Origin of the sequence: Schaalia georgiae DSM 6843 (assembly GCF_000429245.1) — a bacterium.
GTDB classification, from domain to species: domain Bacteria; phylum Actinomycetota; class Actinomycetes; order Actinomycetales; family Actinomycetaceae; genus Pauljensenia; species Pauljensenia georgiae.
The window spans coordinates 241,532-255,660 of sequence record NZ_AUBM01000006.1 but is presented as its reverse complement, the minus strand read 5'-3'; the positions used below and the strand labels follow the sequence as shown (position 1 = coordinate 255,660).

12 protein-coding genes are annotated in these 14,129 nt (G+C 71.3%); 9 read left to right on the top strand and 3 right to left on the bottom strand.

Going from position 1 to position 14,129, the window contains the following annotated elements; translation table 11 throughout:
• Positions 1-20 precede the first annotated feature (20 nt).
• From G447_RS0101130 to purL, 4 genes are all read left to right on the top strand, one after another.
• Positions 21-980: a phosphoribosylaminoimidazolesuccinocarboxamide synthase gene (locus tag G447_RS0101130; protein WP_026429726.1), complete on the top strand. Its 960-nt coding sequence runs from the start codon at positions 21-23 to the stop codon at positions 978-980.
• A gap of 63 nt (positions 981-1,043) precedes the next feature.
• Positions 1,044-1,325, top strand: a complete 282-nt coding sequence (locus G447_RS0101125; protein ID WP_005870641.1) for a phosphoribosylformylglycinamidine synthase subunit PurS — start codon at positions 1,044-1,046, stop codon at positions 1,323-1,325.
• Positions 1,322-2,029 carry a phosphoribosylformylglycinamidine synthase subunit PurQ gene (gene purQ / locus G447_RS0101120; protein ID WP_026429725.1) on the top strand — a complete coding sequence of 236 codons (708 nt, stop codon included), beginning with the start codon at positions 1,322-1,324 and terminating at the stop codon, positions 2,027-2,029. The genes G447_RS0101125 and purQ overlap by 4 nt, the downstream gene beginning before the upstream one ends.
• Positions 2,030-2,098: 69 nt before the next feature.
• Positions 2,099-4,471, top strand: coding sequence for a phosphoribosylformylglycinamidine synthase subunit PurL (gene purL, locus G447_RS10790; RefSeq protein ID WP_034475898.1), 2,373 nt, complete (start codon positions 2,099-2,101; stop codon positions 4,469-4,471).
• A 35-nt stretch (positions 4,472-4,506) separates the two neighbouring features.
• On the opposite strand, the gene G447_RS0101110 is transcribed toward purL, so the two are convergent.
• The gene (locus G447_RS0101110; protein ID WP_207382527.1) at positions 4,507-5,265 is read right to left on the bottom strand and encodes a CDP-alcohol phosphatidyltransferase family protein; all 759 of its coding nucleotides are present in this window, start codon (positions 5,263-5,265) and stop codon (positions 4,507-4,509) included.
• Between the two features lie 200 nt (positions 5,266-5,465).
• Here G447_RS0101110 and G447_RS0101105 point away from each other — a divergent pair, with 200 nt between their 5' ends.
• Genes G447_RS0101105 through G447_RS0101090 form a run of 4 tightly spaced genes read left to right on the top strand, consistent with a single transcriptional unit; the run spans position 5,466 to position 12,112 of the window.
• Complete coding sequence (locus G447_RS0101105; RefSeq protein WP_026429723.1) at positions 5,466-6,101, top strand: ECF transporter S component; 636 nt, start codon at positions 5,466-5,468, stop codon at positions 6,099-6,101.
• Positions 6,091-8,529, top strand: a complete 2,439-nt coding sequence (locus G447_RS0101100) for an ATP-binding cassette domain-containing protein (RefSeq protein ID WP_026429722.1) — start codon at positions 6,091-6,093, stop codon at positions 8,527-8,529. The genes G447_RS0101105 and G447_RS0101100 overlap by 11 nt, the downstream gene beginning before the upstream one ends.
• Positions 8,526-10,349, top strand: coding sequence for an ABC transporter ATP-binding protein (locus tag G447_RS0101095; RefSeq protein WP_026429721.1), 1,824 nt, complete (start codon positions 8,526-8,528; stop codon positions 10,347-10,349). The genes G447_RS0101100 and G447_RS0101095 overlap by 4 nt, the downstream gene beginning before the upstream one ends.
• The gene (locus G447_RS0101090; RefSeq protein ID WP_207382526.1) at positions 10,346-12,112 is read left to right on the top strand and encodes an ABC transporter ATP-binding protein; all 1,767 of its coding nucleotides are present in this window, start codon (positions 10,346-10,348) and stop codon (positions 12,110-12,112) included. Before G447_RS0101095 ends, G447_RS0101090 begins: the two co-directional genes overlap by 4 nt.
• A 71-nt stretch (positions 12,113-12,183) precedes the next feature.
• Here G447_RS0101090 and G447_RS0101085 read toward each other — a convergent pair whose 3' ends face one another.
• The gene (locus G447_RS0101085) at positions 12,184-13,191 is read right to left on the bottom strand and encodes a hypothetical protein (protein ID WP_005870648.1); all 1,008 of its coding nucleotides are present in this window, start codon (positions 13,189-13,191) and stop codon (positions 12,184-12,186) included.
• A 41-nt stretch (positions 13,192-13,232) separates the two neighbouring features.
• On the opposite strand from G447_RS0101085, the gene G447_RS0101080 reads away from it, so the two are divergent.
• Positions 13,233-13,622 (top strand): sterol carrier family protein, encoded by a 390-nt coding sequence (locus G447_RS0101080; RefSeq protein ID WP_026429719.1) that lies wholly within the window; start codon positions 13,233-13,235, stop codon positions 13,620-13,622.
• 168 nt (positions 13,623-13,790) lie between these two features.
• Here G447_RS0101080 and G447_RS0101075 read toward each other — a convergent pair whose 3' ends face one another.
• Positions 13,791-14,054, bottom strand: coding sequence for a DUF4235 domain-containing protein (locus G447_RS0101075; RefSeq protein ID WP_026429718.1), 264 nt, complete (start codon positions 14,052-14,054; stop codon positions 13,791-13,793).
• Between the last annotated feature and the right edge of the window lie 75 nt (positions 14,055-14,129).

Sequence of the window (14,129 nt, the reverse complement as noted above, 5' to 3'; positions counted from 1 at the left end):
CGCGGGGACCAGGAGGAACAATGGACGAGCACGTCGAACTCACCGGGTGGACGCACCTGGCCTCCGGCAAGGTCCGGGACATCTACGCCCCCGACGGGGAAGACCCCTCGGCCGCCAGCGCCCTGCTCATGGTCACCAGCGACCGGATCAGCGCCTACGACCACGTGCTGCCCACCCCCATCCCGGGCAAGGGCAAGATCCTCAACCAGATGGCGATCTGGTGGATGGGGGAATTGCGCGGCATCGTCGACAACCACCTCCTCGCCGTGGGGCGCGCCGCCCCCGCGAACGCGGCCGGCGCCCTCGCCGGGGCGCCCCACCCGCCGCTGCGCGCCGTGCCCGCCGCCGTGGACGCGCGCGCCGTCGTGTGCCGCCGCCTCGACATGGTCCCCATCGAATGCGTGGTGCGCGGCTACCTCACCGGCTCCGGCCTGGCGGAGTACCGCCGCACCGGCACCGTCTGCGGCATCGTACTGCCGGACGGGCTCACCGAGGGATCCCGCCTCGACACCCCGGTCTTCACCCCCGCCGCCAAGGCCGAGGCGGGCGAGCACGACGAGAACATCACCTTCGAGCGCGCGGCCGCCATGGTGGGACGGGAACTGGTCGGCCGCCTCAGGGACGCCTCCCTGGCCCTGTACGAGCGGGCCCGGGGGGTCGCCGCCGAGCGCGGAGTGATCATCGCCGACACGAAGTTCGAGTTCGGCCTGGATCCGGACACGGGGCGGATCGTCCTGGCCGACGAGATCCTCACCCCCGACTCGTCGCGCTTCTGGCCGGCGGACCAGTGGCGCCCCGGCCGCCCGACCCCCAGTTACGACAAGCAGTACGTGCGCGACTGGCTCACCTCGGCCGAATCCGGGTGGGACCCCGCCTCGGGGGAGAACCCTCCCGCGCTGCCCGACCCCGTGGTGGCCGCGACCGCCGCCCGGTACGCCGGGGCCTACCGCCGCCTGACGGGCGCCGACCCCGTCCTGTAGCAGACTTGCCCGCCGGGCGAGGTGCGCGGCGGGATCCTCACCGACAACACAAGGAGGAACGCCGTGGGGCGAATCATCGTGGAAGTGATGCCGAAGCCTGAGATCCTGGACCCGCAGGGCAAGGCCGTCGGTTCGGCGCTGCCCAGGCTCGGGATCACGGGCTTCCAGGCCGTGCGCCAGGGCAAGTGCTTCCACCTGAGTGTGGAGGGGCCCGTCACCGACGAACTCCTCGCCCACGCCCGCAAAGCCGCCGAAGAGGTCCTCTCCAATCCCATCATCGAGGACGTCGTGCGCGTCGAGGCCATCGACGAGGCCGACGCCCGGTACACGGGAGGCGCCCGGTGACGCGCATCGGAGTAGTGTCCTTCCCCGGCACCCTCGACGACCGCGACGCCGCGAGGGCGGTGCGCCTGGCGGGGGCCGAGCCTGTGGCGCTGTGGCACAAGGACGCCGACCTGCGCGGCGTCGACGCCGTCGTCGTCCCCGGCGGATTCTCCTACGGGGACTACCTGCGCTGCGGGGCCATCGCCGCCACCGCCCCAGTCATGGCAGAGATCGTGCGCGGGGGCGGGCGCGGCCTGCCCGTCCTGGGCATCTGCAACGGCTTCCAGATCCTGTGCGAGTCGCAGCTGCTGCCCGGGGCCCTCATCCGCAACGACCACCAGAAGTTCGTGTGCCGCGACCAGGTGTTGCGCGTCGAGAACCCCGGTACCGCGTGGACCCGGGGGTTCAGGGCGGGCGACCCCATCACCATCCCCCTGAAGAACGGGGAGGGCAATTTCCAGGCGTCCCCCGACGAGCTCGCCCGCCTCGAGGGCGAGGGCCGCGTCGTCTTCCGCTACGCGGGCCCCAACCCGAATGGCAGCGCGAACGGCATCGCGGGAATCACCAACGACGCGGGGAACGTGGTCGGCCTCATGCCACACCCAGAGCACGCCACCGAGGCGGGCTTCGGCCCCCTCGCCCACGACGGCGCCGTCGCCGCCCACCACGGCGGCACCGACGGCCTTCGGATCTTCCAGTCCGTCCTCGCCCAGCTGGCAGGCTGAGGGGCCCGGGTCCGCAGAAGGAACGGACCGGCCCCTGCCTCGTGAAACAATGTACGAACGGAGCGAAGCATGACCGCCCAGGCCACCCCCACCAACCCCCGCGAACTGCCCGACACGGTCGAGGACGCCGCCGCCACCCCCGACAAGGAGATGCCCTGGAGGGAACTGGGGCTCAAAGAGGACGAGTACCAGCGCATCCGCGCCATCCTCGGCCGCCGCCCCACGAACGCCGAGCTCGCCATGTACTCGGTCATGTGGTCCGAGCACTGCAGCTACAAGTCCTCCAAGAAGCACCTGTCCGAGCAGTTCGGCGCCCGGACCACGGACGCCATGCGGCGCCGCCTCCTGGTCGGGATGGGCCAGAACGCCGGGGTCGTCGACATCGGGGGCGGCTGGGCCGTCACCTTCAAAGTCGAGTCCCACAACCACCCGTCCTTCGTGGAGCCCTACCAGGGCGCGGCCACCGGGGTGGGCGGCATCGTCCGCGACATCATCTCCATGGGCGCGCGTCCCGTCGCCGTCATGGACCAGTTGCGCTTCGGCGCGGTCGACCACCCCGACACCGCGCGCGTCGTCCACGGCGTGGTCGCAGGAGTCGGCGGCTACGGCAACTGCCTGGGCCTGCCCAATATCGGCGGCGAGACCGAGTTCGACCCCTCCTACCAGGGGAACCCCCTGGTCAACGCCCTGTGCGTGGGGACGCTGCGCCACGAGGACATCCACCTGGCCAACGCGACCGGCGAGGGGAACCTCGTCGTCCTCTTCGGTGCCCGCACAGGCGGCGACGGCATCGGCGGCGCGTCCATCCTGGCCTCGGAGACCTTCGAGGACGGCATGCCCGCCAAGCGGCCCAGCGTCCAGGTGGGCGACCCCTTCATGGAGAAGGTCCTCATCGAGTGCTGCCTGGAGCTCTTCGGGGCCGGGGTCGTCCGGGGCATCCAGGACCTCGGCGCCGCCGGGATCTCGTGCGCCACCTCGGAGCTGGCCTCCAACGGGGACTCCGGCATGCACGTCGACCTGGAGAACGTGCTGCTGCGCGACCCGACCTTGACCGCGGGCGAGATCCTCATGAGCGAGTCCCAGGAGCGCATGATGGCCATCGTGGCCCCTGCCGACCGGGAGCGCTTCTTCGCGATCATCGACAAGTGGGACGTGGAGGCGTCCGTCATCGGCCGCCTCACCGGAGACGGGCGCCTCACCATCGACCACCACGGGCACCGGATCGTCGACGTCGACCCCAAGACCGTCGCCCACGAGGGGCCCGTGTACGACCGCCCCTACGCGCGCCCCGCGTGGCAGGACGACCTGCAGGCCGCCACCTCGGAGCCGCTGCGCAGGCCCGCCACCCGAGCGGAGCTGGTCGAGGACCTCGAAGCGGTGCTCTTCGACGCCAACCAGGCCTCCAAAGCGTGGGTCACCGACCAGTACGACCGCTACGTGCAGGGCAACACGGCCCTCGCCCAACCCGACGACGCGGGCGTCATCCGCGTCGACGAGGCCACGGGCCTGGGGGTCGCCCTGTCCACGGACGCGAACGGCTGGTACACGAAACTGGACCCCGCGGCGGGGGCCAAACAGGCGCTCGCCGAGTCCTACCGCAATGTCTGCGTGGTGGGCGCCGAACCCGTCGCCATCACCGACTGCCTGAACTTCGGCAGCCCCGAGGACACGGACGCCATGTGGCAACTGGTGACGGCCATGACCGCGCTGGCCGACGGCTGCGTCGAACTGGGGATCCCCGTGACAGGTGGGAACGTGTCGCTGTACAACTCGTCGGGGGCGCGCAAGAACCTGCCGACCTCGTCGATCAACCCGACCCCCGTCGTCGGAATGCTCGGGATCGTGCAGGACGTGGCGCGCGTGAACCCCTCCGGTTTCACCGAGGAGGGGCTGGCAGTGGTCCTGCTGGGCACCACCCGCGAGGAGTTCGACGGTTCGGCGTGGGCGCGCATTGCCCGCTCGCACCTGGGTGGGGTGCCCCCGGAGGTGTCCCTGTCCGCCGAGGTCGCGCTGGGGAATGTGCTGCGCGCGCTGAGCGCCGCCGACGGCCCCGGCGGGCGGCCGCTGGTCCGCGCCGCCCACGACCTGTCCAACGGCGGCCTCGCGCAGGCATTGGTCGATTCCGCACTGCGCTTCGGCGTCGGCGGGTCCTTCGATCTGGCCTCCGCCGCCCGGCGCGATGGGGTGGGGGACTTGGAGATGCTGCTCTCCGAGTCCCAGGCGCGCGCTTTCGTGGCGGTCCCCGAGGCGGCGCTGCCAGCCGTGTTCGCGGCCGCTGAGGCCGAGGGCGTCGAAGCGGTCCGCATCGGCACGACCGGCGGCGACCTGCTGGCAGTGGCCGGCGTTGACCTGCTGGCGGCAGAGGGGAGTGGTGGCGGTTGGGTCGTCGACCTCGCCGAGCTGCGGGAGCGCTCCGAGGCGGTGCTGCGGGACCGGTTCTGAACGGCTGGTCCTGGGGCGCGGTGGGCAGTCGGGGCCTACTTGTCCTCGCCGGTGGCGGTGCGGATGAATCCGGAGATCATGAACCAGCCGCCGCCCACCCAGAAGACGATCAGGAGCCATAGGGGCTGGGCGGGGTAGAGGACCACCAGGGCGCCGCAGGCGAAGATCCACAGGACCACTGAGACGATATTGATGGCGCGGAAGCGCTTGACCCGGGCCGGGTGCGTGTAGTGGATGGGCACCAGGGTGAGGGCGGCGAGGGCGATGGTGGTGGCGATGTTGGCCCACGCGGGCGTTTGCAGGACGTACATGATGATGGCGACGCAGTTCCATGCGGCGGGGAAGCCGACGAAGTAGTTGTCGTTCGACTTCTCGCCGTCGTTGGCGTAGCAGAACACGGAGGAGACGATCATGAGGATCATCATCAGCAGCGGCACGGGGGCGGGCCCGAAGGGGAGCACCATGCTCATGAAGAGCGCGGGCAGGAACGTCCATGTGAGGTAGTCGACCAGGTTGTCCACGACCGCCCCGTCGAACCACGGGATCACTTCGCGCACGCCGACCTTGCGCGCAAGAGTCCCGTCGACGCCATCGACGACGAGGGCGATGGCGAACCAGAGCCACATGAGGGGGATGTCGTCGTTGAGCAGCGCCTGGAGGGCGAGGGCCGCCCAGACGAGCCCGGATATAGTCAGTGCGTGGACGGCCCACGCGGCGACTGTGCGTCCGAGGCCGGGGGCGGTCGTTGACGGGGGTTGTTGCGTATGCTCGGACACGGGTGCTCCTAGTGCCATGCGGCTCGAGTGGGTGGGGCGGCGGGGCCGCCATCAAAGTATGCCAAAGTTTTGCGTGGGCATGGGGGGCTTTTGGCTCGGGTGGGACCCGCGGTGCTGTCGCAGTTGAAAAGGGGCTAGATAATGAGAGCTAGATCTCCTATAGTTGTATGAGGTGGGCCTATGTGAAGTTATGCGGCCCTGAAGTGATGGGAATGACAATGTCTGAAACTCCGAACGAGGCACGCGCCGACGCCGAGCCCGAGCCGACCAGCAGGGTAGTGCGCACCTCCGCCCGCAAAGGCCTCGTGGACTCGGTGCTCGGCACCCGCAACCTCATGACCATCGCAGCGCTGGTCGTGTGCAACTGCATCATCTTCATCCCCATCAACTACGTGTCCGTCCTGACGGCGGGAACGCAGCGGGGCGTCTACCTGGGTGTCGGTCTCATCGGGTTGTGGACGGTCGACTTCCTGCTGCCCGTGACCATCGTGCGCAGGCCCGGGGCCGCCATCGTCGCCGGGCTGCTCTACGGCCTCATTGGAATGGTCGCGACACCGGTGGGCCCCGCCGCGATCGTCGGGTGCCTCCTGGGCGCCGCCTTCGTGGAGCTGCCGCTGCTGCTCACCTTCTACCGGTTCTGGGACTGGCGGATGTTCATGGTGTGCGCCACCTGCTTCGGCCTGCTCAACAGCCTTCTCTACGTGGCCTCGATGGGGGCCCTCATCGGCTCCGACATGAACGCGCTGCTGGTCGCCATCGGCGTCGCCTCGGGCGTGGTCGGCGGCCTGCTCGTGCTGGGGGCGACTCGACTGCTCAACATGGCGGGCGTCGGGATCGACCGCGATGCCCGCTGACACCCTCGTCGCCTGCGAGTCCCTGTCCGTCCACTACGTCGGTGCGGACACGTGGGTGCTCGATGATGTGTCATTCGAGCAACTGGCGGGCCGGGTGACAGCGGTCATCGGGCCGTCGGGATGCGGGAAATCGACGCTGGTGCGCGCCTGCTGCGGGCTGGTGCCCCACTCCATCCCCTCCGAGTACTCGGGCAGTGTCACGCTGGATGGGCAGGAGGTGGCCGACGCGCCCGCCGACATGCTGGCCGGGGCGGTCGCCTACGTGGGGCAGAACCCGGACGCGGCCGTGGTGACCAGGAGCGTGCGCTCCGAAGTCGAGTTCCCCCTGCAGAACCTGTGCCTCGGCCGCGACGAGATCACAGAGCGCGCTGACGGCGCCCTCGCCGCGGTGGGCATGGCAGGACTGGGCGGCAGGGACCCGTGGACCCTGTCCGGGGGCCAACGCCAGCGCCTCGCCATCGCGGTCGCCCTGGCGATGCGGACCCCCCTGCTGGTCTTGGACGAGCCGACGTCCACCATCGACGCCGAAGGGTCGCAACGGTTCTACGACCTCGTGGCCGGCCTGGCCCGCCAGGGGACCGCAGTCATCGTCATCGACCACGACCTGGACCCGATTCTGCCCTGGGTGGACCAGGTCCTCGCACTGGACGCGAAGGGGAGGGGCATCGCTCTGGGCACCCCCCGCGAGGTGTTCGTCCGCCACCGGGCGGCGCTCGAGGCGGTGGGCGTGTGGATGCCCCGCGCACTGCGCGCGGACGCCGTTCCGACTGCGGAAGGGGGGCGCGCAGGGGACGAGGACCGGGTGGCCGCCCCGTGTTGTGGGGGGAGCCCGCGCCGCAGCACTCGTGGGGAGCACTCGGCCGGTGCCGCCCTCACCACTGCCGAAGCGGGTATCCGCGTCCCCATGTTGGGCGACATGGTGTCGCCGGGGGGCGTGGCCTACTGGCGCAAGACCGACGGCCAATGGGAGCGCGTCGGCGCCCTCGACGCCCAGGATCCGGTTCTGGCGTTGACCGGGATGCGGGTACCCGGGCGCTGTCCCCGGATCAGCGCGCGCGTGGGTGCGGGCGAGCTCGTCGGGGTCGTCGGCGTCAACGGGGCGGGCAAGTCGTCGCTGCTGTCCGCCCTGGCCGGCCTCGGAGCCTTCGAGGCGGACGAGGCCCTCATCGGGGGCCGCCCACTGCGGCGTGGCCGCCACATCGCCGGGTACGTCTTCCAGAACCCCGAGCACCAGTTCGTCTCGTCCACAGTCTCCAAAGAACTGGCAGTCGGGGGCGCGCCGCCCGCGCGCGTCGACGAGCTGCTCGAGCAGTTCCACCTCGCCGGGCACCGCAATGCCCACCCCCTCACCCTCTCAGGCGGCCAGGCGAGGCGCCTCTCGGTGGCGACCATGGCCGGGGCGCCCCACGGCCTGGTCATCCTCGACGAGCCGACGTACGGGCAGGACTGGGCGAACACCCAGGAGCTCATGTCCTTCATCGATGTCCTGCGCGAGCGGGGCAGTTGCGTGCTCATGGCCACCCACGACCTCGAACTGGCGCGCCGCCACTGCACCGCCATCATCGCCCTGCCGGACCCGGAGCGGGGAGCCGGCGCGGACCCCTCGGACCCGGTTTCCCCGGAGGACCCCGCCCCGGGCGCCGCATCCCCCAGCGGGTCGACGAGCCCCGCCCCGTGCGCCACAGCGCCCGACCAGTGCGGCAGGCCCCAGGGAGGCGCCTTCGCCCCGTTGAACCCCCTGACCATGGGACTGGCCGCGCTGCCCCTCATGGTGGCCGTGGCGCTCGGCGGCACCACCCGGGTGAACCTCGTAGTCATGGCGGCGGCCACACTGGGCGTCGTCGCGGCGCGCCCGCCCGCCCGGCGCCTCGTGGCAACTGCCCTGGCGCCGTGGCTCACCGCGGCGCTGCTCCTGTTCACGCTGCGCTACTTCGTCACCTCGCCCCTGAGGAACATCGAGCTGTACTACGTCGCGTCCCCGGCCTCGGGCGCCACCACGGTCGGCGCGGTACTGGCGCTGGTGCTCCTGGGAGGAGCGGCGGCCCCGGCGGAGGCGCAGATACGCGCGCTGACGACGACCCTGCGCCTGCCCTACCGGCTCGCCGCAGCGGGCACGGCGGCCGTGTCCTTCCTCAGACGCTTCAGTCGGGACTTCGCGCTGCTGCGCACAGCGAGGGCGCTGCGGGGAGTCGGCTCGGGATGGGGGCCTCTGGCGCCCGCCGTCCGGTGGGTCGCGTCCGTGGTGCCGCTGATGGTCATATCGGTGTCGCACGCCGAGCGGGTCGCCCTGTCGATGGACGCCCGCGCCTTCGGCGCGCACGCCCGGCGCACGGAAATGGTCGATGAGCGCTGGCGGACGCGCGACTGGGCGGTCGTCGCCCTGGCGCTCCTGGCCGCCGCCGTGGTTCTCTACTGGAGGTACCGATGAACGCGTCGGAGAACAACAACCCTGGCATGAAGGAGCTGGTCCGCCCCGCGGTGCCCGCGATGGCGGGGGCGGCGGCGCTCACCGCGCTCGCGGCGGTCCTGGGGATCGTCCCCTACGCCGCGATGGCCCGCCTGGCGGAGCTGTGGCTCGGCGAGGAGGGCGCGCCGCCCGGACAGATGTGGCTCCTGGCGGGCGTGGCCGTGGCCGCGCTCTTCGCCGGGCAGACGTGCTACTCGTTGGGCCTGGGGGTCACGCACATCGCCGAGGCGCGGCTGCGCCACCGGTTGCGCGAGCGCGTCGTGGCGACCATCGGGAACATGCCCTTGGGGGATGTGTCAGTGCTCTCAGCGGGTGCGATCCGCAAGATGGTCGCCGACGACACCTCCGCCATCCACACGCTGGTCGCCCACCTGCCGGGGGACACCACGCACTCCCTCGTCGGCGCGGCGGCCGGATTCGCGTACCTGCTCTGCGTCGACTGGCGCCTGGCGCTCGCCCTGATGGGGGTGTGGGTGGTGCTGATCGGAGCGATCGCCCTCGTCTCGATGCGCGGCTACGGGGCGATCGTCTCGGAGTTCTCCGAGCAGCAGACCGCCTTGGCGGCCGCCACCGTGGAGATGGTCGAGGGCATCGCGGAGATCAAGAACTTCCAGGCCGCCGACGCCACCCGAACGCGCTTCACCACCGCCAGGGAAGCGTTCTCCGCCCTGTCCTACACGTGGACGAAGCGCTCGGGGGCCGCAGTGGCGCTCATCAGCGCGATCATCCGGCCGTCCTCCGTGTTCGCCACCGTCGCCCCTCTGGCGGCGCTCTTCGTCTGGCAGGGCTGGACGACGCCGACCCAGGCGCTGCCCTTCTTCTTCGTGGCGCTCACCCTGCCCTCCGGCCTGCTCACGCTGATTCAGATGAGCCAGCACGCCTACGAGGCCCGCCAAGGGGCGCGGGCCACGGCGCAGCTGCTGGCGAGCCCCCTCATGCCCGAGGGCCACTACGAGGGCGCGGCGCCCCAGCCGGGCGCGGTCTCCTTCGACGGCGTCTCCTTCGGCTACTCCCAGGACGCGCCGGTCCTGCGGGATGTGTCGTTCTCGGTGGAGCCCGGCACGGTCACGGCGATCGTGGGGCCCTCCGGCGGTGGGAAGACCACCATCGCCCGCCTGGTCGGGCGCTTCTGGGACGCCGACTCGGGAACGGTGCGCGTCGGCGGAATCGACGTGCGCGAGGCCACGCACGCGTGGCTGCTGTCGCAGTTGGCGATCGTCTTCCAGGACGTCGCGCTGTGCCACGACACGGTCGGCGCGAACATAGCGCTGGGCCGCCCCGGCGCGACCCAGGAGCAGATCGAGGCCGCCGCGAGGGCCGCCTGCGTCCACGACCGCATTATGGCGCTGCCCGAGGGCTACGGCACAGTCATCGGAGAAGAAGGGGGCTTCCTGTCGGGCGGGGAGCGCCAGCGCATCACCCTGGCGCGCGCCTACTTGATGGACGCGCCGATCCTGGTGCTCGACGAGGCCACCGCATCCGCCGACCCCCGCTCCGAGCGCGACATCCACCGAGCGCTCAGCAGCTTGTCCGAGGGGCGCAGCGTCCTCGTCATCGCCCACCGCCTCTCCACCATCCGCGACGCCGACCAGATCCTGGTCGTGGACCAGGGGCGCGTCGTCGAGCGCGGCACCCACGACCGCCTCATCGCCCTGGGCGGCGCCTACGCCAAGCTGTGGCGGACGCAGAACCCCGACCCGGATGGTCCGGACGGCTCCGACTGCCCGGGCGGCCCTGGCGGCGGTGCCGGACGCACGGGAACGCAAAGAGGGGAGAAATGACCATGTGGGGCAAACTCATCCGCGTCGTCAACGCCCGCCAGATGCGCATGATCCGCAACTGGTTCGTCGCCTCGGCCGTCCTCCAGGGCATCACCCTGTCGCTCCTGATCCCCTTCCTGCGGGCCTTCCTCGACGCCGCGCCGGAGCTGGGGATGTGGACGGCCCTGGTGGTGGGGGTCGGCCTGTGCGCCCTGGTGGTCGATACCGTCGCCATGTTCGTCTCCTTCCGGGTGAGCGTCTACGACGTGTGCGACTCCATGATCGACCGCGTCGCCTCCCGGGTGCTGGCCCTGCCGCTGGGGTGGTTCGACGCGAAGCGCGAGGCCCAGGTCGCCTCGGTGACCTCCCGCGAGGTGAACACGATCTCGCACATCGTGTCAATCGTGATCCCGCGCCTGACGAACGCCTTCGTGGTCCCCGCAGTCATGATGGCGGCGACGGCGCTGTACGACTGGCGGCTCGCCGTCATCATGGCCGCAGCGGTCCCGCCCCTGTGGTGGGTGCTGCGCCTCACCGGCTCGGCGACTGAGCGCGCCAATACCACCGAGTCCAGGGTCGCCACCGCGGCAGCTGGACGCCTCATCGAGTTCGCCCGCCTGCAGACTGTGCTCCGCGCGACCGGCGCGACCAAGCGCGGATGGACGGTCCTCGACGACGCCCTGGACGCCGAATCGGACACTGTGCTGTCCTCCCTGACCATCAAGTCGCGCCCCTTGCAGGGCTTCTCCCTGATCATCACGCTCACCTACGCGGCCCTGGTGGCTGCGGGCATGGCCCTCGTCATGGGCGGGGAGCTCAACCCGGTCGCCTACCTGGCCCTCATGGCCGTGTGCGCGCGCATCAGCGGACCCATCGGCGAGGCCGCACTCATCGCCGCCGAGGCCAACAACGCGGGCGTCGCCTTCGACCGCGTGCTCGACATCCTCGAATCGAGCCCGCTGCCCGAGGTCGACCCGTCCCAGGCGCGCACCCCCTCGGGCGCCTCCGTCGCCTTCGACCACGTCTCCTTCGCCTACGAGCAGGGAAGCCCCGTGCTGCGGGACGTGTCCTTCGAGGCGGAGCCGGGGACCGTGACCGCGATCGTCGGCCCTTCGGGAGCAGGCAAGTCGACGGTGCTGCGCCTGGCGGCGCGTTTCTGGGACGCGGACGCCGGGGCGGTGCACGTGGGCGGCGTGGACGTGCGCGACATGACGAGCACGGAGCTCATGGGCATGACATCGATGGTCTTCCAGGACGTCTACCTCTTCGACACGACGATCCGCGAGAACCTGCGCATCGCGCGCCCGGACGCCACCGACGGCGAGCTGGCCCGGGCCGCCCGGCGCGCCCGCCTCGACACGGTGATCGAAGCCCTGCCCGACGGGTGGGACACCCGCGTGGGGCCGGGTGGGCTGTCCCTGTCCGGGGGCGAGCGCCAGAGGGTCGCCATCGCCCGCGCCTTCATCAAGGACGCGCCGATCCTGCTGCTCGACGAGATCACCTCCGCCCTGGACGGTGAGAACGAGTCAGCGATCACCCACGTGGTCTCCGAGTTGTCGCGAGGGCGGACCGTCCTGGTCGTCGCCCACCGCGTCTCCACGGTGATGCGCGCCGACCGCGTCATCGTGCTGTCCCCGGACGGGGCGGGCGGCGGGGCGCGCGTCGAACAGACGGGCGCCCCCGACCAACTGGCCCGGGGCAGCGGACTGTTCCGGGAGTTCATCGACGCGAGCCAGGAGGCGTCGCGCTGGCACCTGCGAGGGGGCGGGGAGGAACGCCACTGAGACGGCCGCGCGCGGAGGAGCCCTGCGGCCCCGGGGATGTCATGGCACAAGCATAAGGGGAGCGTCCCGCCTTACGGGCCGGTGGGCGCCAACTCGTCGTCGGGTTCGAGGCACCGGCGGGCGAGGCCCCGCCTCACCGCGCTGTCGCGCATCGCCCGGTAGACCTCCAGGAAGATCGCGGAGAAGAAGATCGCGGCGACGACCAGCCACACGCTCAGGGGGGCGTGGCGCCCGTACATGAGGAAGTACACGTAGGGCGCGAAGAACGTGACCGCAGTGGTGATCGCTCCGATCACGCGGTGCCATAGCTTCTGGCCGGCGACCATCTCGATGATGCCCCACGTGTAGGGGATCGCGGTGATGATGTCAATGGCCCACAGGACCCGCCAGTTCCCCTTGAAATGCGGCACGTACATGACGGGCACGGCACGGATGAGCGAGTAGGCGAAGACGACCACGTAGGCGATGAACTTCGGGTTGCGGCACAGCCTGAGGAAAACGGAGCGCTCGATGATGGGCGCTCCCACCTGCCGCGCCGCCCACGTCGCCGTGGAGGAGGTGGTGAGGGTGTCCAGGCCGGCCATGGACTTGCGGACGAAGGCCCGTTGCCGGTCGGAGCCCTGGGACCACGCTTTGAGGAGCTCCAGGGGCGCCAGGGCGACCGGGGTGAGGCCCTCGTCGGGGGCACCCGCGACGTGGACGATGCCCTCGCCCAATTCGGAGCGCAGCCGATCGAGGTGCCCGGTGGGGATCCCCGCCATCCACAGGCGGCATCGGCGCTGGATGGCGTCGTGGAGCTCGTGGGAGAGCGCGCGCTCGATCGCCGATCCGGGGGTGATCCCCTGGGAGGCGATGTCGTAGAGGACCCCGGGGTCCTCGGCGACGCGCGGGGAGAGGTCGCCGGGCCTGTCCACGCCGGACAGCTCGACGACCAGCGCCGCGTCCCACTCGAAGCGCCGGGCGATGTCGAGGTCCAGGATCGAGCGGAGCGTGATGAGGTTCGAATTGACGCGCACGTGGAGCCTCTCGTCGGCGGATAGAGCGAGTCCATTGTGCCCCAGGCCGGGGCGCCGCGGCATCAGTGCCATCCCTGACTGGTCCCCGGGCCTACACTGGCGGCATGGCGAGAAGACGCATCGACCAGCGGGATGGCATGGCAGCGCTCGGGGAGTGGGCGGCCGAGGGGGAGGCAGCGCCCCGGCGCCAGGTGGCCACTGCGGTGCGTTTCACGTTGGAGGAGGTGGGAGCGCTGCACCCGGGGCGCGCGGTCGAGGTTCGGGTTCCACCGGCCGGGGCCGTCCAGATCCTGGCGGGGACCACCCACCGCCGGGGCACCCCTCCCGCCGTCATCGAGACGGACGCGCACACGTGGCTGGCCCTGGCCACCGGGCGCCTGCGGTGGGACGAGGCCGTGGGGAGCGGCCGCGTGCAGGCGTCGGGGGAGCGCGCGGATCTGTCCGCGTACTTGCCCGTCATCGACCTCCCCTCGGCCCGCGCGACGGTCAAGTAGGCGCTCCCGCCCGCGATCCCGTCGGCCCGGCCTCGGCCCGCCCGCGCGCCAGTCAGCGCTCGAACCGCGGTCGCTGTGTGAGGGCGACCGCCTCGGCCCCCGCGCCGGTCAGCGGATCGGCCAGCCGGGCGGACTGCTGCGGGACGCCCCCTGGTCCCCGCGCGGCGATCAGGCGGTGACGGACGACCCCTTCAGGCGGGGGGCGATCCACTTGCGCGCGCCCTTGTAGGCGTAGCGCTGGGCGACGGCGGCGATAGCGGCGGAGGCCGCGGCGAAGGCCACCAGCGTCGCCAGTGCGGTCCCCTCGTCGTCCTCGGCGGGAACGGGCCTGCCGGTGGCGGCCTTCCACCCGAACTCGAAAGCGGTGCTCGCCACGAACGCGGCTCCTGCCAGCACCGCCGCGTTCGTGAGCTTCCAACCCAAGCCTTCCATGACTGCTCCTCATCGGTAGGGGACTGTGCTCCAATGATGCCCCACTGGGGCGTCCCGCGCGCCCGAACGACGTGG